The organism is Enterococcus sp. AZ035, from assembly GCF_050548325.1.
Lineage (GTDB): Bacteria > Bacillota > Bacilli > Lactobacillales > Enterococcaceae > Enterococcus > Enterococcus faecalis.
Genome location: NZ_CP172958.1, coordinates 2112025 through 2135251 on the forward strand (window position 1 = coordinate 2112025; position 23227 = coordinate 2135251).

Consider the following 23227-nt stretch of genomic DNA (forward strand, 5'->3'; position numbering starts at 1 on the left):
TTTGTGACGAAAACCTTGGAAATTTGCTACGAATTACTTAAAAAAGTTTAAATGTGTCTCACCCTAGTTAATCGATACAGTGATTATTTCTTTTTAGCATTTTGGATGGCTTTAAATAATGTTGAAAATTGTCCTTTGAAAGACATCACATCATCAAAGATATCAACACCATCGTTTAACATTTTGACGGTAACCCAGCCAAGCGCTTCCGTAATTGCTACCGCAACTGAAGCATTGACCATGCCACCAGTCACAGTTCCGACAACAGGAATCACTTTTAGAATATTCCCGACTGCACTCTTACCTAAACTAACCACTACTAATTCTTTGGTTAAGCTTTTCCCTAAGCTTTCAGACCAAGACTGACCAAAAATTTTATGCAGCCGTGACATCATAGTTAATTGAACAGGTACCAGTAAAAAAGCATCCGAAAACGGAATTGGCGAAAACCCAATAATTGCTGCTGACAATGCAGCAAAATGAATCGTTTGATGACTTTTCTTTTTCACGTCAGGTGAAACACCAGCCAAAAATTCATCAAATACTTTGTCGAGTTGTGTTTGACTGTTCGTCACTAATTGTTCTGCTTTACCTTTAGAAGTTGCGAAAGCATTCATTATAGCCGTAGACGTTTTTTGTGGAAATTTTTTCAAGACATCTTGAAAAAAAGAACGAAATTCTGGGTCTTCGATTTCTTCATTCAATTGCTTAGTTTCTTGTTCTGCTAATTCTTGTTTTTCAATCTCTTCAAAAAGTTCTTGTTTCTTTTTGTTTTTATGTTTTTTTCTTCTCATCTCATTAACTCCTTTATCTATCAATATGTAGAAACAAAGTATAGCATAGCCCCTGATTGATTCTCTTTTAGATGATTTGAAAAGCCAGAACTTATCTGTTTTTTAAACAAATAGAAATGTTCCAGCTTTTCTCAAAAAAATCAGCTATTTTGTTTGTTCTTCACCGCAATAAACCGTCAAGTGTTTAGGCAAAATCTTCAGCGTAATTGGCAAAGCAGCTCCTTCATCACCATCCACATTAGTGGTTAATTCTTCTTGGTTTTCTAAGGAGATTGTTCCTTCTTTAAAGGTTAGGTAAACTAAATTATCAGTGGACTGGTCGACGCCTTTTAACAAATCTGGGACTGCTTTTACTGCATCCCATAATGATTGATCTTTTAAATAAACTAAATGAAGTTTGCCATCATCCACTTGGGCCTCTGGTAATAATGTTTCAAACCCACCGATTGAATTCGTTAAGCCAACTAAAACGGTACTACTTTCAATGGTTTGTTCTTTTTGATCCAAGCTTAAATGAAAAGGATACGTTTGAGCATTCGCTAAATGTTTGGCACCTGAAATAAAATAAGCGAGTTTTCCTAACTTCGTTTTTTGTTCAACGTCCACGTCGTTAATTGACTCTGGAATCGTCCCAATTGCAACGACATTCATAAAGTAGTCGTCATTGATTTTCCCCACATCTAAAGCACTGGTTTTTTCTAAATCTAATTGTTGAATCGCTTCTTCAGGGTCCATCGGTAAATTCAAGGCTCGCGCTAAATCGTTCACCGTTCCTAAAGGAAAAAAGCCAAATTTTGGGCGGTAAGCTTGTTCTGCCAACCCACTAATTCCTTCATTAACGGTTCCATCTCCCCCCATTACGAAAACACTGTCGAAGTGACTTTCCGCAGCTTCACGGGCAAATTGTTCTGCATCGCCGCCTTTTTCTGTTTGTTTCACTACAACTTCATCAAATAACTGCTTTAATTTTTCTTCTGCTAACGTTTCAAATTCTTTGGCTTTTTCACCACCAGAACTGGGGTTAACAATTAAAACTGCTTTTTTCACTGGTACCACTCCTCATTGATATCTAAATCGTTTGATTCCTTACAATTATTATAAAAGATATTTTTGATTCTGGCGAAAAATATGCTGACACTTGCTTAACAAACAAGCATTCCTGCTCCTCACTACTTTTCAAAACGTTCTTTAAAGCAATAGGCAAAATAATAGAACAATTTCCAAAAATCTTGCCAAACTTTTGGATCCATCCCCGTCAATTCATGAATTCGTTTCAAACGGTAATTCAATGTATTTCGATGGATATGTAATACTTGTGAGGTTTCATTGATGTTTAAGTTATGATTGGCGAAAAAAATAACGGTTTCATAGTATTCATCATAAATCGTCTGGATGGTTTCAAAAAAATCCAATTCAATATGAAAAGGAAAATTAAAAATTCCTTGAATGAAAAAATCTTCTGCTTGGTAAAACTTAGCCTTTTCTAATTGGAGAAACGATAGAAGTAAATACGTGTTTTGTGCCTCTTGGACCATTTGTTGAATCGTGGCTTTTTCCGAACTTATCACAAGGTATTCTGTTACTGGCTTTGTTATCTGAGGTGGTTCAGAAGTAATCACCAGATAACAATTTTCCCATTCAAATATTTCATGTCCAGGATAATAACTGGATAATAAGCGCTTGTCCTTGGTCAGTACACAATGATTCTGGTCATCTAATTGAAGGTTATATAGTTCCAACGCTTCAAGTTTTAAGGCTTCTGAGTAAGCAGAATCAACATGCATTAAGTGCTGGATAAACTGATTTTTTTGTTTCTTCTTTTTTTCGCGTTCTTGTTGTGTATTTAATTCTTCTGTCAGTAAAAGAACAATCGAGCGCACAAGCTTGGTAAATTTGCGCACCTCGTCTGGTTCTCCTGAAATGCCTACGACACCTAAAATGTGATTATTCAAAATAATCGGTTCATTGGTGCCTTTTTTCTCTAAAGAAGTATCTTTATAAATTTCAATATTTTTTCGTTCATTGATGGCTCTTTCTGCACCACGATGGCGCTCCCCAATTCGAGCAGAATCTCCACTCGCAATAATTTTTCCTCGTTCATCCATAATATTGATGTTATAAGGAATATCTGCCATCAACTTTTCAACAATTTTATTTGCTTGGATTTTGTCTAATTTTAACATTGCTATCGCCAACTTTCTAAAAAGCGAGTAGCGTTTGGGACATAAGCCGCAATGACTTATGTCCCAAACGCTTAATTCTTCAGATCAACGACTGAACATTTTTATTTCAGCTTTCATTACTGATGATACCATGGTTAGTTCTTAGTCACAAGGCACCAGCTGTAATGTACGAGCAATATTTTCAACGGTTCTTTCTAAATTAACTGGTCCATTTTTCAATGCTGCTTCCAATGGTTCGGCTTTGGCCAAAATTCCAAAAATAGCCGTCATCCCTTCTTCATAGAGGACATCCACATCTTTGCCGATATAGCCAGCACAAGCGAAAACCGGTTTTTGATACTTCTTGGCCAAACGCGAGACGCCATAAGGGGCTTTGCCGAATTTTGTTTGAAAATCCATACCGCCTTCACCAGTAAAGACATAATCAGCGGCTTTTATTTTTTCTTCTAATTGATTCACTTCTACGACAATATCAATTCCTGGGCGTAACTGAGCTTTTGTGAATGCTAGTAACCCTGCACCCAAACCACCAGCAGCTCCTGCGCCTGGCATCATCTCAACATCAATGCCGATCTCTTTTTTGATGATCGCTGCATAATGGGCTAAGTTTTTATCTAATTGAGCCACCATTTCTTCTGTCGCACCTTTTTGCGGACCAAAGACATGAGACGCCCCTGTTGGCCCTGTTAGTGGGTTATTCACATCACTTGCTACTAGAACTTCGGTAGCAAAAATGCGTTGATCAAACTGTGTTAAATCGATCTGCGCCAGTTTATCTAATGCACCACCGCCACGTGTCAATTCTTGCCCTTCCTTGTCTAACAAACGCGCACCAAGTGCCTGAATCATACCTGCACCCCCATCATTTGTCACGCTACCACCAATGCCGATAATGATTTTTTTTGCCCCATGATTGAGCGCATGTTGAATCATCTCTCCTGTACCATAAGTAGAAGTGATCAAGGGATTGCGTTCTGCTGCTTTAACCAATTCAATTCCGTTGGCTTTCGCCATTTCAATGACCACCGTTTCTTGGTCACCTAATAAGCCGTAATAGGTTTCAACGATTTGATCAGGAAGCGGTCCTGCCACGCGCACTGGTACTCTTGTACCTCCTGTTGCATCCACTAAGGAATCCACCGTTCCTTCCCCGCCGTCTGCCATCGGGACATGTTGAATGTCTGCATCTTTAAATACAGCTAAAATCCCTTTTTCCATTGCCAGACAGGCTTCTTTTGCACTCATACTTTCTTTAAATGAGTCTGGAGCCAAAACAAATTTTTTCGTCATCTTTTCGCGCCTACTTTCCAACTAGTTTAAAATAAAGCCATATAAAATGGTTGCAACAATCGTCATTACCCCACCGACACACATTTCATAAGGAATCACTCGAATTCTTTCTTTAATCGTCATATTCATACTTTGTGCCGTAATATGGAAATAATTGCCTTGAGGAACACTATCAATCACAGTTGCACCAGTATGCACCATGACTGCTGCTGAAAGTGAAGATGTGCCCATATCTAAAATCGCTGGTCCAAAAGAACCTGTCGCTAAAATAACCGCTGTGGATGTTGAACCAACTGCTAAGCCCATTAAAATACCAGAAATCGGTGCCAAGAAGGTTCCAGAAATTCCCATAACAGAAATTAAGTGGACAATTTGTGTTGATAAATCAGAAACAGAAATTAATCCAGCAATTGCACCTGCACCAATTAAAATTAAAACGGTATCGGTTACTCTCTTCAAGCCAGAAGATGCATAAAAGGCCAGTTGTTTTGTTTGCCCAATCGCAATTGTCCCAACAACTGAGGCGAACGGCAAAATATACAGAGCATCAATATTCAAACTTTTGATGAAAGAAATATTTAAAACGGCGCCAATCGGATTAAGTAATAATAAGACAATCGCTAACACTGGCGCGATCAACGCCTTTTTCAAAGGTAATAATTCTTTTGTTTGTTCCTCTACAAGATCTGTTTCTTTGACCATTGATCCTTTGTTTCTCATGATATTTGCAAGAACAACAGCTGTAATTAAGCCAAATACGGCTGGAATAAAGCCAGCAATCATAACGTCACTTAGAGGTAAATCAAAGCCATTCGCCGCTGCAATAGTATTTGGATTAGGCGAAATAATATTGCCCGCTTTGCCGCCACCTGATAAGGCAATCAATAATGATAACTTACTGATACCCGTACTTTTCCCAACAGATAGAGCAATCGGGGCAACAATCAACACTGCAACAGGAATGAATACGCCCACTGCTGTAATTACCATTGTGGATAATGCCAAAGATAAAATAGCTTTTTTCTCGCCAAGCTTTTGTACAATGGCGTTGGCAATTGATTCTGCCGCACCAGATTCCATCATCACACCCGCCAACATGCCGGCTGCTAAGACACGGATTGCGGTTCCCATAATACTTTGTGTTCCGTTTAATAGAACAGCGACTGTATCTGACAGGGAAGCGCCTCCAATAAGACAACCAACAATTGCACCAAAAAACAAGGAATACACAGGATTAAATTTTTTCAAAATTAATACTATCGCTACAACTAATCCTAAAATTGCAGCAACCCAAGATATTGTAATATCTGGCATTCAAAATCAGCTCCTTAAATTGTTTACGCTTTCATTCTATCAAAGTCCTTTCTTTTTAAAATTGTAAATTTAACAGGATTTATTGTTCAAATGCACAAAAAAACCGTTCTTAAAGAACAGTTTTTTGAAATCTTTTTCTATCTTTCTCAATAATGACCACCAATCCAACGAACAAAAGAACACTCACAATTAACAATACTGCCGTTTTATTATATCCATGAAATAGCGCTTCGCCTCCACATGCGTAAAGTATTGAGGAAGGAATTACACCAATGAATATAGCGGCTATTAAATTTTTTAATGGCAACTGCATAGTATCTGCAGCAAAATTAATCACAGAAGAAGGAATAATTGGAATCATGTAGCCCACCATAATCCCAATTTTTGGATGCTTCATCCGTCGAATGGACTGGACCCAATGATTGGTCTCCGTTTTTTTATCTAAAAATTTTATATGATGCATCAAAAAGATTGCAACCAAATTTCCCATACTATTCCCTAAAACGTTAATGAGTGTGCCGCTGAAGGGACCAAAACTCAATCCTGCAATCACACCAATTACTGAGGTCGGAATCCCTGGTACTGCACACATGATCGCGGTCAAAAAAACCAACAATAGCGCTGCTGAAAAACCATGTGAACGAATTCGCTCTAATAATTGTGTCTTACTGGCTTTAGGATTCAAAAATAATTGAATATCTGTTTGATATTCTAGATACAAACGGTAACCTACCAGCAGGATTAAAATAAGCCCGCTACTGATTAGTAGTATTCGGATTGTTTTCCTCTTCATTTTCTTTGCTCCTTTTATGCTTTATACAAAGTGTAGCACAGGATTCTTTGTGCCTCAATTAGAAGCTTGTATGAATAAAAGCCGCCCCTAAAAGTTAGACTAAAAATCTAACTTTTAGGGGCGATTCGAAAGTTACGAAGATACTTTTTTTATTTCCGATACATCTTAAACTCCAAGAACAGATCGTTATAAATTCCTAAGTATTCTTGACCTAAGTCTTGGTAAACTTCTAAATGTTTGATAGTTTCATCATCTGGATAAAATTGTTTATCTTCGGCAACTTCTTTTGGTAATAGTTTTTTAGCTTCTTTATTTGGTGTGGAATAACCAATATATTCTGCATTTTGTGCCGCATTTTCTGGTCGTAACATAAAGTTCATAAATGCATAGGCACCCTCTTTATTTTTGGCTGTCTTAGGCATCACAATGTTATCAAACCAGAGATTAGAGCCTTCACTGGGAATCACATAATGTAGATGTTCATTGTTTTCTAGCATTTCAGCAGCTTCACCAGAGAAAGTTACAGCAACTGCACTTTCTTCATTAGCCATGTACATTTTGATTTCATCGGCAACAATTGCTTTGACATTGTTCGTTAATCGGTTTAACTTATCGGTAGCCTGACGTAATTGTTGGTCGTTTTTACTGTTTAACGAATAGCCTAAACTGTTCAAAGATAATCCTAACACTTCGCGAGCGCCATCAATCAGCATGACATTATTTTTTAATTCCGGGCGCCATAAATCATCCCAATGTTGGATCTGACGGCCGTCAATAAATTTATCATTATAAATAATCCCCAACGTGCCCCAGAAGTACGGAACGGAAAACTTATTTTTGGGATCAAAGGATTGATCTAAAAAGCGTGCATCAATGTTTTCTAAGCCTTTTAATTTGCTGTGATCAAGTGGTAAAAGCATCTTCGCTTTCATCATTTTTTGAATCATATATTCAGAAGGAATGGCAATATCATAGGCTGTGCCACCTTGCTGAATTTTTGTATACATAGCTTCATTAGAATCAAAGGTTTCGTAATTGACTTTATAGCCTGTTTCTTTTTCAAATTTCTTAATCAAGGCCGGATCTATATAGTCCCCCCAATTGTAAATGGTCAAGGTATCTGCTCCTGCCATGCCACTTGCTTTCTCCAATTGGCGCACGCCAAAAAACAAGATGACAATAATAGCGATAATTCCAATAAAAAGTGACTGTAATTTTTTCATTTTAACTTGGCCACCTCACTTTGTTCCCGACGCATTTTCTTTAAACGTTTTGGCGTATTGTCTTTACTGATAAAGTAATAACCGACAACTAGAATCATTGAGAATAGGAATACTAACGCACTTAAGGCATTGATTTCTAAACTAATTCCCTGACGTGCTCGTGAATAAATTTCAACAGATAATGTTGAAAAACCATTGCCTGTCACAAAGAATGTTACGGCAAAATCGTCCAACGAATAAGTAAAGGCCATAAAGTAGCCAGCAATAATTCCAGGCGCTAAAAAAGGCAAAATAATATTTTTAATCACTTGAACATTATTGGCCCCTAAATCCCGTGCCGCATCTACCATAGAATCGTTCATCTCTTGTAGTTTTGGTAAAACCATTAAAACAACAATTGGAATACTAAAGGCAATATGCGACAATAATACACTTGTAAAACCTAAACTGATAAACCCTACTGCCGTGAAGAAAATTAAGAAACTGGCTCCAATAATAACATCTGGTGAAACGAGTAAAATGTTATTAAAGCTAAGCAACGTGTTCCGGTTTTTACGACGTTTTGTATAATAAATCCCCATCGCACCAAATGTTCCAATGATGGTTGCTATTAAAGCCGATAAGAAAGCTAGCAAAAACGTATTCAGAACAATGGTTAACAAGCGTGTGTCTTCGAAAACGTTCCGATAATTATCTAACGTAAAACCAGTAAACTGATTCATCGTTTGCGTGTCGTTAAACGAATAAAAAATCAAATAAAAGATTGGTGCGTACAGTAGCGCAAAGACAACGAATAAATACACATAAGACCATTTAAACTTTTTCTTTTGCATTATTTGCCACGCCCTTTCTTCTTCTCACCCGTCAGCAACATCACAATAAACATGGCAACAATTAAAATCACACCTATTGTTGAACCCATGCCCCAGTTTTGCGTTACTAAGAAGTGTTCCTCAATCGCCGTTCCCAACGTAATCACCCGATTGCCGCCAATTAAACGCGTTAACATAAAGAGCGAGAGCGAAGGAATAAAGACAGCTTGAACGCCACTTTTCACACCGTTTAGGGAGAGAGGAAAAATGACACGGCGGAACGTCTCCGCACTGCTAGCTCCTAAGTCCCGACTAGCACTAATCAATGAAGGATTCATCTCTTCTAAGGCATTAAAAATCGGCATAATCATAAATGGAATTTCAATATACGTTGCGACAAATAAAAAACTGAAATCTGTAAACAGAATCTGGTGCGTACCCAAACCCATAAAACTCATAAACTGATTGATACTCCCATGAATACTGAAAATCCCAATAAAGGCATAAGCTTTTAATAATAAATTCACCCACGTTGGTAAAATAACAAGCATTAACCACAACTGTTTATGCTTGAGCTTTGTCAAAAAATAAGCCGTAGGATAACTTACCAATAACGTAAAAATGGTAATCAGAAAAGCATACCACACTGAATTAATGGTCATACTTAAATACGTTCCTGATGTAAAATACGTTTGGTAATTCGCCAAGGTAAACTGGCCATTCATATCGAAAAATGATTGATAAATAATCATTAGCACTGGCGCAATGACGAATAAAAGTAACCACATTACATAGGGAATCGAATAAATTCGACGCATTGTTTTCATTTTATTTTCCCCTTTCGTTTACTCGTCGTAACTTTCTAAACGGGCATCAAAGTCTTCTTCTGATTCATTGAAGCGCATCACGTGAATATCTTCTGGCTCAAAAGAGAGCCCTACTTGAGCGCCTTCTTTGGCTTTTCGAGTGGAATGCACCATCCATTCGTTTCCTTGTTCATCAAAACAAATAATTTCATAATGAACGCCGCGGAATAACTGCGTGTCCACCGTTACGGTTAGCTTGCCTTTTTCAAGCGTGGTAATCGTTAAGTCTTCTGGACGTAAAACGACTTCTACAGGTTCATTTTTCCGCATGCCGCCATCGACACATTCAAACTTTTTGCCCACAAATGAAACTAAATTATCTTCCAGCATCACGCCATCCACAATATTACTTTCCCCCACAAAGTCAGCAACAAAGTGATTAATCGGTTCATCATAAATATCGACTGGTGTGCCACTTTGCACGATATGACCTTTATTCATGACAAAAATTTCATCACTCATCGCTAATGCTTCTTCTTGATCATGGGTCACAAAAATAAAAGTAATTCCTAAACGTTGTTGTAAATCACGTAGTTCATATTGCATCGCTGTGCGTAATTTCAAATCTAAAGCGGATAACGGCTCATCTAAAAGCAATACTTTTGGCTCATTGACAATCGCTCGTGCAATTGCGACCCGCTGACGTTGGCCCCCAGACATTTCACTAATTTCACGTGTTTCGTAGCCCGGTAATTGAACCAAACGTAATGCCTCTTTCACTTTTTTTTCAATTTCTGCTTTGGATAGTTTTTTGATTTTTAAACCAAACGCAACATTATCAAAAACATTCATGTGAGGAAACAAAGCATAATCCTGAAACACGGTATTGACTTGGCGTTTATTGGCAGGTACATCATTTATTCTTTTACCATCAAAATAAACATCGCCAGAAGTCACGTCATTGAATCCCGCAATAATACGCAAAATCGTTGTTTTGCCACATCCTGAAGGTCCTAATAACGTATAAAATTTTCCTTCTTCAATTTCAAAGCTGACATTTTTTAATACTGGTTCATCGTCAAATTGTTTGACAACATTTTCAAATGAAATCACATGGTTTCTCACTGGATAAACTCCTCCATTTCGTCCTTTATAAATACGATTCTGTCGCCACAATTAACGCACGACTTTTTCCTCGACCATTGTTGCTAATTTGGTGAGGTTCTGTTGCTTGGTAATACATGGTTTGACCTTTTTTAGCAATATACGTGGCTTCCCCTAATGTCAAACGAATGGAGCCATCAATCACATAAATAAATGTTTCTGATAGAGAAGGTTCAAACGTTTTGTATTCGCCATTTTTATCAAAAGTAATAATGACAGGTTCCATTTCTTTTTCATTCGAGGCTGGAATTAACCATTTTAGTTCATAGCCATGTTCTTCATCATAATAGAGGGTACTTTCTTCTTCATTGTAGACAATTTTTTGTTCAAGCGGTTGCTGACTAAAAAACTGCTCTGGCGTCACGCCTAGTACTTCTAAAATTGAGAAAAATGTTTCCATTGATGGTGAGCTTAAATCCCGCTCCAATTGGGAAATATAGCCTTTGGATAAATCCGTTCTTTCGCCTAATTCTTCTTGTGTTAAATTTTTCTGAATGCGTAAATTTCTCAACTTCTCACCAATTTCCATGGCACACCTCGTTTCTATTTTCAGCTAATCTTTTCAACAAAAGTTTTGTAATACTAAACTTACAGTTTAGTTTTACCTTTTTTAGTATACGAACTTTTTGAAAAATTTCAACCATTTTTCTTTATTTTTCTAGTCTAATTGTCACACAATCTTTCTTTTCTGTATAACTTACTGTTTATAAGAAGAAAAATGATACGAAAAAATCAGAATATGATAAAATAAGACGAGTTGCTTTTTTACATAATTGGAAGGAGAGTTTTTATATGAATTCATTTCAAGCATTTACGTTAAGAGAACAAGATACATCTGTTATTGGTCAACTAGAAACCATTACTTTAGACGATTTATCAGAAGGCACTGTAGTAATCAAAGCAGCCTACTCCTCAGTTAACTTTAAAGACTCTTTAGCTTCAAAAAAAGACGGCGGTGTGATTCGCAATTATCCAATGATTCCAGGAATTGATGTCAGTGGCACTGTTGTCACATCGGAAGATCCTCGTTTCAAAGAAGGCGATAAAGTGATCGTAACAGGCTATCAATTAGGGGTTAGTCATACTGGTGGTTATTCTGAATATGTGCGTGTTCCTGGCGATTGGGTAGTTCCACTTCCTGAAAAAATGAGTCTCAAAGAAGCAATGATCTTCGGAACTGCTGGCTTTACGGCCGGATTATCTGTCACAGCTTTAGAAGACGATGGCTTACGCGACGACAAAGAAGCCCCCATTATTGTAACTGGTGCGACAGGCGGTGTTGCGACATTGTCTATTGCGATGTTGCATCAATTAGGCTACACTTCAATCACTGCATTAACTAGAAAGCCAGATTCTTTTGAGCTTTTAAAAGAGTTAGGTGTTAGTGAATGCTTATTAGTAGAAGATTTCTTAGCAACTCCTGTTAAAGCATTGATGAAACAGCGTTTTGCTTTTGCAATTGACACCACTGGTGGGGAAATTACTTCTGCTGTTTTACCACAACTTCGTTATGATGGCCGTTCAGCCATTTGTGGCCGCGCTGCTGGAATTACATTAGAGACAACCGTTTTACCCTTTATTTTACGGGGCGTTCATTTATTGGGCATTGATTCGGTTAATGTTGGTATGGACAAACGAAAAATAGTCTGGCAACGTCTTGCCACTGATTTAGATATCACTGAAAAAGCTGTGTATCAAGAGATTACTTTAGAAGAACTTCCCCCTGTTTTTGAAGCATTACAAGCAGGCCAACATATTGGACGGACCATTGTCCGAATTTCTTAAGGAGGCGTTTTGATTATGGATGTTTTAGTTACTGCTGGCGGAACGTCAGAACCGATTGATAATGTTCGTTCGATTACCAATCATTCTTCTGGCGGACTAGGAAAAGCAATTGCTGAAAGTTTTTTAGCTGCTGGACACACCGTAACCTACGTAACAACCAAACATGCATTACGTCCAACCCAACAATTGGACTTATCAATTAAAGAAATAGAAACAACGGTTGAATTAGCCACTACGTTAGAACAACTCTTTGCTGAAAAGCAATTTGATGCGATTGTTCACGCAATGGCAGTCAGTGATTTTACGACGGAAACCGCGCAAACGGAAGAACAATTTATTGATTCTTTTGCTCAACAATTAAGCGAACAAACATTGCCAAAGACCAAAGAAGCCTTGGTAACTATCGTTCAAAACACATTGAATCAGATTGCTGATATTCCTCAAACAGCAACAAAAATTTCATCTGATACGGACCGATTATTAATTTTTCTAAAGAAAAATCCTAAAGTCATCCAAATGATTCGTGACAAGCAACCCCAAACTGTTTTAGTGGGCTTTAAATTACTTGTCAACGTTTCACAAGAAGAACTTGTCCAAGTTGCACAAGCCGCTTTGGTTAAAAATCGGTGTGACTTTGTCTTAGCCAATGACTTGATGAACGTTCATGAAACAGAACACAAAGGATTATTAATTAACGAAACGGGCATTGTCCAAGAAGCTTATTCAAAACAAGGGATTGGTTCAATGATCGTTAAAAATGTTGAAAAGAAATGGAGAGAACAACAATGAAAACTATTTTATTAGGCGTCTCTGGCAGCATTTCTGCATATAAAGCAGCAGATATTACAAGTCAACTAGCTAAGCTTGGCTACAATGTGGAAATTTTAATGACTAAAAGTAGCACAGCGTTCATCACTCCGCTGACCTTACAATCACTTTCTAAGAATCCAGTGCATACGGATGTCATGATGGAAATTGATCCCAGTAAAATTAATCACATTGAGTTAGCTAAAAAAGCGGATTTATTTTTAGTAGCACCTGCTTCGGCCAATACAATTGGGAAATTAGCCCATGGGATTGCCGACGACTTATTATCAACAGTTGCTTTGGCACTTTATCCTGAAACACCAAAAATTATTGCGCCCGCGATGAATACGTATATGTACCAAAACCCCATTGTCCAACGAAATATTGGCATTTTAAAAGAAGTCGGCTATCAAGAAATAATCCCACGTGAAGCTCTATTAGCTTGTGGCGATTATGGTCGTGGCGCACTTGCCACTGTTGAAGATATTCTTCAAACAGTGATGAAAATTTTAGCATCTGATAACAAGGAGTAATTTATGAATAACACGAAAAAATTTACGTTAACAGCAATGTTCTTAGCTATCTTACTTTTACTGGCTTTAACCCCACTAGGATTTATCACATTAGGTCCTTTAAATTCGACCACGATGCATATTCCTGTAATTATTGGTTCCATTGTTTTAGGGCCAAAAATCGGTAGTATGTTGGGCGGCACGTTTGGGATCATTAGCTTAATTAAAAATACGACAGCACCAACACCTTTGTCGTTTGTTTTTTCTCCATTTATTCCTGTGATCGGTACCGATCATGGTAGTTGGAAGGCACTTTTAATTGTGCTCATTCCGCGGATTTTAATTGGGGTCGTTCCTTATTTCGCTTACAAATGGCTAAATAAATTAACGAAGGAAAAAGCGCAACCTGTCTCCTTATTTGTGGCTGGTGTTTTAGGCTCAGCAACGAATACCATTTTAGTCATGAACATGATTTATTTTCTTTTTAATTCAGCTTATGCTGAAATTATTGGTAAAGCTGGAACTGCTGTTTACCTAGCTATTATTGCGACGATTTTCAGTTCTGGTGTGCCAGAAGCTCTTGTTGCTGGTGTAGCTGCTTCAGCAATTGCTAGCGTTTTGCTTCGCTTAATGAAACGGAATGCAACGCAAAAACTATAGAAAAAAACACAGGGACTAAAAATCAAGTTTGATTTTTAGTCCCTGTGTTTTTTATTTATTTTTTTTGTTTTCGTAATTTATAGGCATATTCACTGGCTTTAAATAATAATTTATTAACCGGTAAATCGAATTCCCCAATAAATTCATTAATCGTTGGGTTGAAGTTCGCTTTAAACTTAATTAAGCCATCATTTAAACTACCTTCTAAGCCGCCCATATTACAGCTTTCGCAGCCACGGTTAAAACATTCTTGAATGGCATCTCGCCAAGTCACATATGTTGGCATGTAGCGTTTATAACGATCATCTAAGCCAGCATAAAGGATTTCACTTGTTGGACCAAATGTCACAGCCAAAGCGCCAGCAACCGTGACGATTTCACCAGCTTCTGCGATATTTTCTTCTAATTCTTTTAGTTCCCGAGTCAAGGAAGCATCTAATTCTTCTAAATTATGGCGCTTTTTCACTTGATTTTCTTTCAAATTACTCAAGTCTTTTTGATTTTTGTCATAGCGTTGTCGCGTGCTATCTAAGCGTTCCTTTAAATTGACTTGCGCCAGCATAATAAAGGAGTCTTCTGGGTAAATGTTCAACAGCTTCTTAAAGTAATCACTATTCCGCAAAGAAATATGTTGGCGTTCCATGGTTGATTGAATGACTTTTTCAAATTCATCAACAAAGTCAACATGCCCTTGCTGCACAACGACCCCTTTTTTTTCAGCTGTTTTAATCATTTTCTTGGTACTTTTTGACAATTGTTCCTCACTAAAATCTTCACGATAAATATTCGCTTGGAAGCGAGGCTGGATGGTGGCCCCCATATCCATTGTCAGTCCTTGATATTTGGCACCTGCTTCTTTCAAGGTCTCAATAATAGATGTCGCTTCAGCATGCGGTTGGTGTTCTTCTCCCAAATGAAAATCTTGATAATGAACCGCTGGATCCATTTTTATAAATAAAGCTCGTTTTTTCTTGCCAAATTTTTTCAATTCAGCCATAAAGTAGCTGACCAAACGTTCATTTGTATAGTCCATTACTGGACCTCTTGGTGTATATAACATCGTAAAACCGGCTGGTAATGGTTTGATTAAAACTAAACTTGATGCAACTAATGTATCCTTTTCATAAACCCCAACAATTTCAGAACCCCAGTTATCCTTGACTTTTGCCCATGAAGATGACTGTAGTAAATTACATAATGGGTGATTTTTAACAAATGTATCGTGTACTTCTGCCGGAATACCGATTTTAAATGTGTACATGTTCAAACTCCTCTGCTGTGACTTTCCAATAGTCCGTTTATCTTACACTATCATAGTGTATTCCAACAGACTAGTAAAGTTTTACATGAAAATTTTTAGAAAAAATGTAGATCTTATTCTTTATGTAAAAAAGACGAGGTAGAAACAGTTCATTCTACCACTTAGTTCACTAATAGCAACGACACTTTTCTTCACTGCCATTCAAAGGATGAATCATTTCTATCCACATCTTTTCAATTAAATACGTGTTTCAAATTTTAATGGCTTGTTGATAAAATACATGATTGGTGCTGAAATCGTCATAATAATCGCTTCACTTAATGCTAACCAACCATAAGTTGTCCAAAATGCTTGACCGCCACTTGGTACTAGCATAAAGGCAATAAAAAACATACTTACAGTGAAAAATAGACTATTTAGACACATTCTAACAGGAATACTTGGTACCTTTTTTTGTAAAAAAGCTGTTAAACTCAACGCAAATAATGTTTGCGCACCACCAAACAGAGCATCCATTACACCGAAACCAAAAAATAAGTTAAAAAAGATAACGCCGCCTAAAACACCCCACATCAATTTGCGATTGAAAACGACTAGGTGATTCAAACTTTCTGAAATTCTAAATTGAATCATACCAGAAGAAACTGGCCGAACCAATAAAGAGAGGACAATATATAAGCCCATAATGATACCATTGGCTAAGACTGTTCTTAGCTTTCGATTGGCTTGAAACGAATTTTGCATACTTTTTCCTTCTTTCTCCGAGTTTTTTTACAAGGGATGGTTGATGAACCTTGGTTACAATTGCAACAGTTCACATTCTAATATGGAAAGTCAAAATAGTCAATGAAAGCCCTGTTTTACTTTGCACTTATTTGCAGGTTTCACCTCTCATGCATTGTTTCGTGCCTTTTTCTAGTCATTTTTTACTTTTTTAAGCAATCTTTATTCGCAGAAGTTCCTCCCTCTGGTATAATGGACAATAGCGATTCAAAGGAGGAGCTCAATGAACATTCACTACTATCTTATTATCAACGAGCAGGCAAGTAGCGGCAATGGCCGAAAAGTCGCTAGAAAAGTGATTCAACAACTCAAGCAACAAGAACTTAAATATACGGCTCTTTACACTGATTACGCTGGACATGAAAAAGAATTGACGAAGGAACTTGCAGAAACAACTTTACTTCCTTGGTCTGAAGACTTAGACGTTTCAACTTTTCCAATCCTAGTCGTGCTAGGCGGCGATGGCACACTACATAATGTCATTAATTCATTACTTCCATATGATTCAACTATTCCTTTAAGCTATATTCCATGCGGCTCTGGAAATGATTTTGCACGAGGGGTGGGATTATCAAGAAATATTGATAAAGCATTGCATCAAATCCTGCGCACCAGACGACCAAAAGAAATTCAAACAATTCATTATGTAGAAGCCAACCAAGAAGAAATCGGCTTAGCCACCAATAATGTTGGCTTAGGGTTGGATGCGGCAATCGTGGAAAAAACCAACGAATCGTCATCAAAAAAAGCCTTAAATAAATTTAAGCTTGGCTCGCTTTCCTATATTTCTTCAATCATTCATGTCTTTTTTAGACAAAAAGGCTTTCCAATTTTAGTTGAAATGAATGGTAAACAATACACATTTAATCGTGCTTTCCTATGTACGGTCACAAATCATCCTTATTTTGGCGGGGGCGTATCAATTATGCCGACGGCCAATCCTCGCAAAGCAGTCGTGGACTTAGTTGTCGTGGAACGAATCAATATTTTTAAAATTTTGTGGCTTATTTTCCTATTGCTTCGCCAAAAACAAGGGAAATCTAAGCATTTTCATCATTTTCAATCAAGCAAAATTCGAATTGTTTCGACGATTCCACAAACCATTCACGCAGATGGCGAGATTTTAGGCAAACGAAGTATTGATATGGTTTATACCACACAAAAACGTTTGTTTTGGTTTTAAAAAATAAAAACATACCGAGATTAATTCATAATCTTGGTATGTTTTTATTGCTGTGTTATCTATCTCAATCCGAATATCTTCTTAAACTTTGCAACAGATTTACATCTCTATTCTAAAATAAATTTTCTAATTCTCAAAAATTAATTATTAACTAGTTTCCCACTTTCATCAAACATGTAAGTGATTCCATCAATGATTTGTTCTCCAATAGCGAGAGCACCATCTTCTTTACTGTAGTAACGATTTCCGTCTAAATCTACCCACATATTTTTATATAGTGCACCATTTTTATCGAAAATATATTTATTTTCACCAATTTGTTGATGTCCAACCGCTAATGAGCCATCTGATGTACTATAATATGAATATTTATCGCTGCTTGTCCAAGTATTCTTGTACATGGCACCATTTTTATCAAAATTATAGCGTTTCGTACCTACCCAAGTCAAACCAACCGCTAATGAGCCATCTGATGTACTATAATATGAATATTTATCGCTGTTTGTCCAAGCATTCTTGTACATGGCACCATTTTTATCAAAATTATAGCGTTTCGTACCTACCCAAGTTAAACCAACCGCTAATGAGCCATCTGATGTACTATAATATGAATATTTATCGCTGTTTGTCCAAGCATTCTTGTACATGGCACCATTTTTATCAAAATTATAGCGTTTCGTACCTACCCAAGTTAAACCAACCGCTAATGAGCCATCTGATGTACTATAATATGAATATTTATCGCTGTTTGTCCAAGCATTCTTGTACATGGCACCATTTTTATCGAAATTATAGCGTTTCGTACCTACCCAAGTTAAACCAACCGCTAATGAGCCATCTGATGTACTATAATATGAATATTTATCGCTGTTTGTCCAAGCATTCTTGTACATGGCACCATTTTTATCGAAATTATAGCGTTTCGTACCTACCCAAGTTAGACCAATCGCCTTTGTTCCGTCTGCATAATAGTAATAATCATAGTGACCGTTGTTATACCAACCTACAGGTGTTTGTGGCATATCTTTAAAATGAATGTATCCATTGGCGGAATTCTTGTTAATCCAACGAGTATTGTATTTACCATCGAATCCATAATTGTACTCTTCAACTTTAACATTGTCGCCAGATACTTCTGCTACCCACGCAACATGCGTAGATGTCCACCAAGCCACCGATCCTACTTTAGGATTCTTATCTACTTTGTAACCTCTCGCCATTGCTTCTGTTCCCCAACGATCAGCATTTCCAAAGCCACTTGGAAGCTCAAAGTTATTAGCTGTGCTTAATCTATAAGCGACAAATGAGGTACAATATCTAGTATACATTCTCCAATCATCAATCGCCCCGCCTAAAGGAAGATTTTTCCATTTAACAGGATAGTCATCACCTATCGTTGTAGCCTCTACTACTTCTGACTTAACGAATAAACTAACACCAACAAAACCACTCAAAAAAACAAGTAATGCGCTTACATATATAAATGATTTTAGACTTTTTCGTTTCATTTTTACAATTAATTCCTCTCTATCAGTTTAAGTGATGAATAAATATCTGTAAAAAATATTTATTCATCGTCTCACTTTTTTATTTTTTTGTAAAACTGTTGCAAAGCTTAAACAAACATTCAAAACTATTTAATAATATTGAATCAAATAAAATAAATTGACTTCTTAAACAGACAAACATAATTAATTATTTATTTTCACATAAACTGATATGGAGTGGTTCCAGCCATACCAATCATTGGATTAATTTTATTTTCTTGAATTTCTTGAATTGACAATACAGGATTTTCAGGTAATTGTTCTTCTTTCTGTGGTTCAGCTGGTGAGGTTGACTCTTCCCCTTCATCAGCAAATAGTGAAACCTCTTGTACCGTTGTGTCAACTAATTGCTCGTCTGTTTCTTTGATCTGATCGGCTTTCGTTGATTGCTGTTCAGTTTCATAAAAGACAGCTTTTGTTTCCGTTTCAGTAAATGGATGGTCTGCCGTTAAACCTTCTTCATAGGCTTCTAACTGAGTTCTAGTCGTTAAGGTCATTTGTTCTGCGTTCACGATTCGTTCTTTTAGCATCGTCATGCGACTAGCCGATTCGTTTTTGACACATGTTTCAAAAGCAGAAACCTCACCTAGTAGAATTAATAATTCTTTACTACGTGTCACTGCTGTATACAGCAAATTTCGTTGCAGCATTCGGCTATACTGATGAACCATTGGCAGTAACACCATGCGGAATTCACTACCTTGCGCTTTATGAATCGAACAACAATACGATAGCGTAATTTTATTCCATTCATTTCTTTTATACGTTACTTCATTATTATCAAACTGTAAAACCAACTCGTCCACTTTGTCCTCTGAGTCTTTGGCTAAAGTAATTCCGACGATTTCTCCCATATCTCCATTGAACACATTTAATTCTGGCGTATTGACTAGTTGCAAAACTTTGTCCCCGATCCGATAGACGGTGTCATTCCATTTGACTTCTTTTTTCTTACCATCATTTGGATTGAAGATTTCTTGCATCATCTTATTCAAGGCATCAATGCCGGCTGCGCCACGATACATTGGCGCTAAAACTTGGATATCTTGTGGCGTAAACCCTTTTGCTTTTGCCTTTGTGACGATTTGTCGAATGTATTCTTCAATATGACCAATATCACTTGCAAAGAACGAGCGATCCTTTTGATTTTTTTGAAAATCAGCAGGCAACTTTCCTTCTTTAATTTCATGGGCAAGAGGAATAATACTTGAACCGTCTCCTTGACGATAAATTTCGTTTAGCTCACATTTGGGAATTTCGTTAATTTGCAATAAGTCATGTAAGACTTGACCTGGACCGACAGACGGTAGCTGATCCTTATCACCAACAAAAATCACTTGCATGTTTGTCGGAATAGCTTTTAATAACGTATTGGCTAACCAAGTATCCACCATGGACATTTCATCTACAATTAGCAAACCACCTTCTAATTCTTTGGCGGTTAAACTCGGATTTTTTTCACGACCTGTCAAGCCTAACAAACGGTGGATGGTACTTGCAGGTAAACCTGTCGTTTCGTTCATACGTTTCGCTGCTCGCCCAGTTGGCGCCGCTAGCAAGATTGGAAACATCTCCTGCGTATAGTCTTTGAGATCTAATGAAAGGCCATTTAGTTCCGCAAACAACGAGACAATCCCATTGATAACAGTTGTTTTCCCTGTTCCGGGCCCTCCAGTTAAAATAAATAACGGCGATTTAATCGCTTCTTCAATCGCTGCTTGTTGCGAGTCGCCATATTGAATATTTAAACGTTTCTCAATCATTCGGATATTTTTTTGGACTTCTTCTTCCTCATAATGAATTTCTTTTTTACGAGAAAGTAAACGTTGAATCGAAGTACCAATGCCCCATTCAGAAAAATAGAGACTGTTCTCAAAAAGTTTAGTCTCTTCTTGTTGGATTTTTCCATGTTCGACTAACGTAATGATTTCATTGGCCACTTGATCAGGTGAGATTTCCACTGGGCGACTTGCTTCCAAGGTCCGAATCGCTTCTTCTAACAAAACATCTGCTTGAACATACGTATTGCCTGAACGAATAGAGTGTTCAAACACTTCATGTAAAATCGCCGCTCGAATTCGAACAGCAGAATCCGCCTGAATGCCGATTTGTTCAGCAATATTGTCCGCTCGTTTAAATCCGACTCCCTCAATATCTTCAACTAACTGATAGGGATTTTCTTGAATCACAGAAAGGGTTTCTTCTTGATAGGTTTGATAAATTGAAAAAGCTAACTGACTACCAAAGCCGTATCGATTTAGTCCCACAATCACTTGCTCCATCCCGTGATTCAAGCGAATTGTTTCGACGATTACTTGACGTTTTTTTTCATTTAAAACAGTAACTTCTTCCAAAACACTAGGATCATCAATAATTCGGTCAATCGCACTTTCCCCTAATACTTCAACAATTTTTTCAGCGGTTCGTTTACCAATGCCAGGAAATTTGTCACTTGATAAATAGTTAACCACCCCACTAGCCGAAGTCGGTCTTTCTTGCTGATAACTATCCACCTGAAACTGTCTGCCATAACGAGGATGGTCCACAAAATGACCAAAGAAACGATAGGGTTCCTCTTCTTGAACTTGGCCAAAACTTCCAGTTACTACAATTTCTTTTTCTAAATAATCTGTATTTGTATCGGTCACATTTACAAGAACGACTTTATAAAAATTACTGGGATTTTCAAAAAAGATTGCTTGTACAGTTCCAACAATAAAGGCTTTTTCTTCGTCCTCACCAAAAAGTGTTACCACTACAAGCCCTCCTTTCTGTTGTGTGCTTATTGTGCTTTTTCTTTAGCTAAAAAAGACGTATCATTCCATAACGTTAAGTCGTACGGCATGTTCCTTGATGCCTCTTTGGTTTCAAGGATTGAGAGGCTATTGTTTAACAGCCCGCCCATTGTCCGTAATTCTGATAATGGTTTACCAGCCATCGCTTGGATTGCCGCCGTCAGCGCTGCTCCGTGTCCGACAAATAGAACTGGACCTTCGTGCTGTTTCGCCGCTTCAGCAACTGTTTCTGAAATCCGTTGAATCGCTTGCTCGATTGGTTCACCATCAAAAATTGTTGGATCATACAAATCTAAACGATGCCGTAAATGATCTAATTCTTCTCCATAAAAATTACGCATTTCTTCAATATATTGTCCTTCTAGACGACCTAAACCTAATTCTTTTAAGGTATCTGTATAAACAATTTCAACTGGATGAGTCAATTCTTGTTGAATTCCCCGCGCAGTATTTTTGGCACGTAATAGCGGACTAGAATAAATTTTTTCAAACGGAATATCTTGTAAATATTGGCCTAATTGTTTAATTTCGTCATAACTAGTTGGTAATAACGGCGAATCTCCTGTCATTCCTTGAAATCGTTTCTGTTGATTCCATTCAGTTTTTCCATGTCGTGTAAAATATAATTTCATGTAACTTCTCCAAACTTCTTTATCTCTTCATATGTCTTTCTAGTTTATCACTTCCCTGCGAAAATATCCATGGAAGTTTCTAGTAATCCAAGCAAAATAAGCCTAGAACAAAAATCTAAATTGTTTTTTGTTCTAGGCTTGGAAATTGGGCAACAGTAAAAATAAAACCACTTTCTTCTGACATTTTTGAAAAAAGCGCTGCTGTTTTAACTTTTTTTAATCCAATTTATCATTTTCATAATGATGCGTCAGTTCTAAGTTCGGAAAATTTTGCTGACGTAAGGCTTCATAAACAATTAGTGCGGCAGTGTTAGAAAGATTCAATGAGCGCACATGTTCATCGTTCATAGGAATTCGGATACACTTTTCTTCGTTTTCTCGCATAAACGTTTCTGGTAAGCCCGTTGTTTCTTTTCCAAAAAGGAAATAATGGTCTTCGCCATCATTATAATTGACCTCACTGTATGTTTGGTGAGCAAATTTGGTTACTAAATGCAAGTGTTTGCCTGCCACATGGGCTAAAAAGGCAGCCAAATCTTTATGATACGTAATATTTACATCATTCCAATAATCTAATCCGGCACGTTTTAAGTGTTTATCATCTGTTGAAAATCCTAAAGGTTCAATTAAATGCAACGGTGTATTCGTCGCTGCACATGTCCGTGCAATATTTCCAGTATTTGCTGGAATTTGTGGTTCAAATAAAACAATATGGTTCGTCAACTATCTTCAGCTCCTCAAATATCAATCGTGTTCATTTTAGCATAAATTCAAAATAAATAGCGCCCACAATACTTATTTTCAAAAAAAACCGCATGACGCGATGATGTCAAGCGGCAGCTATTTTAACCAATAAAAAAAACGTACCGTCTCGGTGTCTAGC

22 protein-coding genes are annotated in these 23227 nt (G+C 37.3%); 5 read left to right on the top strand and 17 right to left on the bottom strand.

From position 1 onward, the window contains the following. Positions 1–83 precede the first annotated feature (83 nt). The 11 genes from IGL32_RS10055 to IGL32_RS10105 form a co-directional block, all read right to left on the bottom strand. Positions 84–818, bottom strand: coding sequence for a YcjF family protein (locus IGL32_RS10055; protein ID WP_002384134.1), 735 nt, complete (start codon positions 816–818; stop codon positions 84–86). Positions 819–938: 120 nt separating this feature from the next. Next, on the bottom strand, positions 939–1841 hold the full coding sequence (locus tag IGL32_RS10060) for a diacylglycerol/lipid kinase family protein (RefSeq protein WP_002362274.1): 903 nt from the start codon (positions 1839–1841) through the stop codon (positions 939–941). A 122-nt stretch (positions 1842–1963) separates the two neighbouring features. Then, positions 1964–2977 carry a CdaR family transcriptional regulator gene (locus IGL32_RS10065; protein WP_002379728.1) on the bottom strand — a complete coding sequence of 338 codons (1014 nt, stop codon included), beginning with the start codon at positions 2975–2977 and terminating at the stop codon, positions 1964–1966. A 141-nt stretch (positions 2978–3118) separates the two neighbouring features. Continuing rightward, on the bottom strand, positions 3119–4267 hold the full coding sequence (locus tag IGL32_RS10070; protein ID WP_002367172.1) for a glycerate kinase: 1149 nt from the start codon (positions 4265–4267) through the stop codon (positions 3119–3121). Between the two features lie 21 nt (positions 4268–4288). Beyond that, positions 4289–5581 carry a GntP family permease gene (locus IGL32_RS10075; protein ID WP_002379729.1) on the bottom strand — a complete coding sequence of 431 codons (1293 nt, stop codon included), beginning with the start codon at positions 5579–5581 and terminating at the stop codon, positions 4289–4291. A gap of 109 nt (positions 5582–5690) precedes the next feature. Next, the gene (locus tag IGL32_RS10080) at positions 5691–6374 is read right to left on the bottom strand and encodes a TVP38/TMEM64 family protein (protein ID WP_002362276.1); all 684 of its coding nucleotides are present in this window, start codon (positions 6372–6374) and stop codon (positions 5691–5693) included. Positions 6375–6523: 149 nt separating this feature from the next. Next, positions 6524–7597 carry an ABC transporter substrate-binding protein gene (locus IGL32_RS10085; protein ID WP_002376560.1) on the bottom strand — a complete coding sequence of 358 codons (1074 nt, stop codon included), beginning with the start codon at positions 7595–7597 and terminating at the stop codon, positions 6524–6526. Then, a complete protein-coding gene (locus IGL32_RS10090; RefSeq protein WP_002356512.1) occupies positions 7594–8430 on the bottom strand; it encodes an ABC transporter permease in 837 nt (278 codons plus the stop codon). The genes IGL32_RS10085 and IGL32_RS10090 overlap by 4 nt, the downstream gene beginning before the upstream one ends. Then, the gene (locus IGL32_RS10095) at positions 8430–9236 is read right to left on the bottom strand and encodes an ABC transporter permease (protein ID WP_002356510.1); all 807 of its coding nucleotides are present in this window, start codon (positions 9234–9236) and stop codon (positions 8430–8432) included. Before IGL32_RS10095 ends, IGL32_RS10090 begins: the two co-directional genes overlap by 1 nt. Positions 9237–9254: 18 nt before the next feature. Beyond that, complete coding sequence (locus IGL32_RS10100; RefSeq protein ID WP_002356508.1) at positions 9255–10340, bottom strand: ABC transporter ATP-binding protein; 1086 nt, start codon at positions 10338–10340, stop codon at positions 9255–9257. Between the two features lie 25 nt (positions 10341–10365). Further along, entirely contained in the window at positions 10366–10908 is a 543-nt protein-coding gene (locus IGL32_RS10105) for a helix-turn-helix domain-containing protein (RefSeq protein ID WP_002356507.1), read from the bottom strand. Positions 10909–11171: 263 nt separating this feature from the next. On the opposite strand from IGL32_RS10105, the gene IGL32_RS10110 reads away from it, so the two are divergent. Genes IGL32_RS10110 through IGL32_RS10125 form a run of 4 tightly spaced genes read left to right on the top strand, consistent with a single transcriptional unit; the run spans position 11172 to position 14143 of the window. Next, entirely contained in the window at positions 11172–12164 is a 993-nt protein-coding gene (locus tag IGL32_RS10110; RefSeq protein WP_002356506.1) for a YhdH/YhfP family quinone oxidoreductase, read from the top strand. Between the two features lie 15 nt (positions 12165–12179). Continuing rightward, positions 12180–12953 (top strand): phosphopantothenate--cysteine ligase, encoded by a 774-nt coding sequence (gene coaB / locus IGL32_RS10115; RefSeq protein WP_002379731.1) that lies wholly within the window; start codon positions 12180–12182, stop codon positions 12951–12953. After that, positions 12950–13504, top strand: a complete 555-nt coding sequence (coaC, locus tag IGL32_RS10120) for a phosphopantothenoylcysteine decarboxylase (protein ID WP_002359573.1) — start codon at positions 12950–12952, stop codon at positions 13502–13504. Before coaB ends, coaC begins: the two co-directional genes overlap by 4 nt. Positions 13505–13507: 3 nt before the next feature. Then, positions 13508–14143, top strand: coding sequence for an ECF transporter S component (locus tag IGL32_RS10125; RefSeq protein ID WP_002356501.1), 636 nt, complete (start codon positions 13508–13510; stop codon positions 14141–14143). A gap of 55 nt (positions 14144–14198) precedes the next feature. Here the strand turns inward: IGL32_RS10125 and IGL32_RS10130 are convergent, their stop codons facing one another. Then, on the bottom strand, positions 14199–15404 hold the full coding sequence (locus IGL32_RS10130) for an aminoacyltransferase (protein ID WP_002387163.1): 1206 nt from the start codon (positions 15402–15404) through the stop codon (positions 14199–14201). 237 nt (positions 15405–15641) lie between these two features. Beyond that, positions 15642–16148 carry a QueT transporter family protein gene (locus IGL32_RS10135; RefSeq protein ID WP_086325826.1) on the bottom strand — a complete coding sequence of 169 codons (507 nt, stop codon included), beginning with the start codon at positions 16146–16148 and terminating at the stop codon, positions 15642–15644. Between the two features lie 262 nt (positions 16149–16410). Between IGL32_RS10135 and IGL32_RS10140 the strand changes: the two genes are divergently transcribed. Then, positions 16411–17370 carry a diacylglycerol/lipid kinase family protein gene (locus IGL32_RS10140; RefSeq protein WP_002379732.1) on the top strand — a complete coding sequence of 320 codons (960 nt, stop codon included), beginning with the start codon at positions 16411–16413 and terminating at the stop codon, positions 17368–17370. A gap of 140 nt (positions 17371–17510) precedes the next feature. Here IGL32_RS10140 and IGL32_RS10145 read toward each other — a convergent pair whose 3' ends face one another. The 4 genes from IGL32_RS10145 to trmL form a co-directional block, all read right to left on the bottom strand. After that, the gene (locus IGL32_RS10145) at positions 17511–18878 is read right to left on the bottom strand and encodes a CHAP domain-containing protein (protein WP_010708534.1); all 1368 of its coding nucleotides are present in this window, start codon (positions 18876–18878) and stop codon (positions 17511–17513) included. 197 nt (positions 18879–19075) lie between these two features. Further along, positions 19076–21673, bottom strand: a complete 2598-nt coding sequence (gene recD2, locus IGL32_RS10150) for an SF1B family DNA helicase RecD2 (protein WP_002379735.1) — start codon at positions 21671–21673, stop codon at positions 19076–19078. A gap of 26 nt (positions 21674–21699) precedes the next feature. Further along, positions 21700–22344, bottom strand: coding sequence for a histidine phosphatase family protein (locus tag IGL32_RS10155; RefSeq protein WP_002362550.1), 645 nt, complete (start codon positions 22342–22344; stop codon positions 21700–21702). 216 nt (positions 22345–22560) lie between these two features. After that, positions 22561–23067, bottom strand: coding sequence for a tRNA (uridine(34)/cytosine(34)/5-carboxymethylaminomethyluridine(34)-2'-O)-methyltransferase TrmL (gene trmL, locus IGL32_RS10160; RefSeq protein WP_002356493.1), 507 nt, complete (start codon positions 23065–23067; stop codon positions 22561–22563). Between the last annotated feature and the right edge of the window lie 160 nt (positions 23068–23227).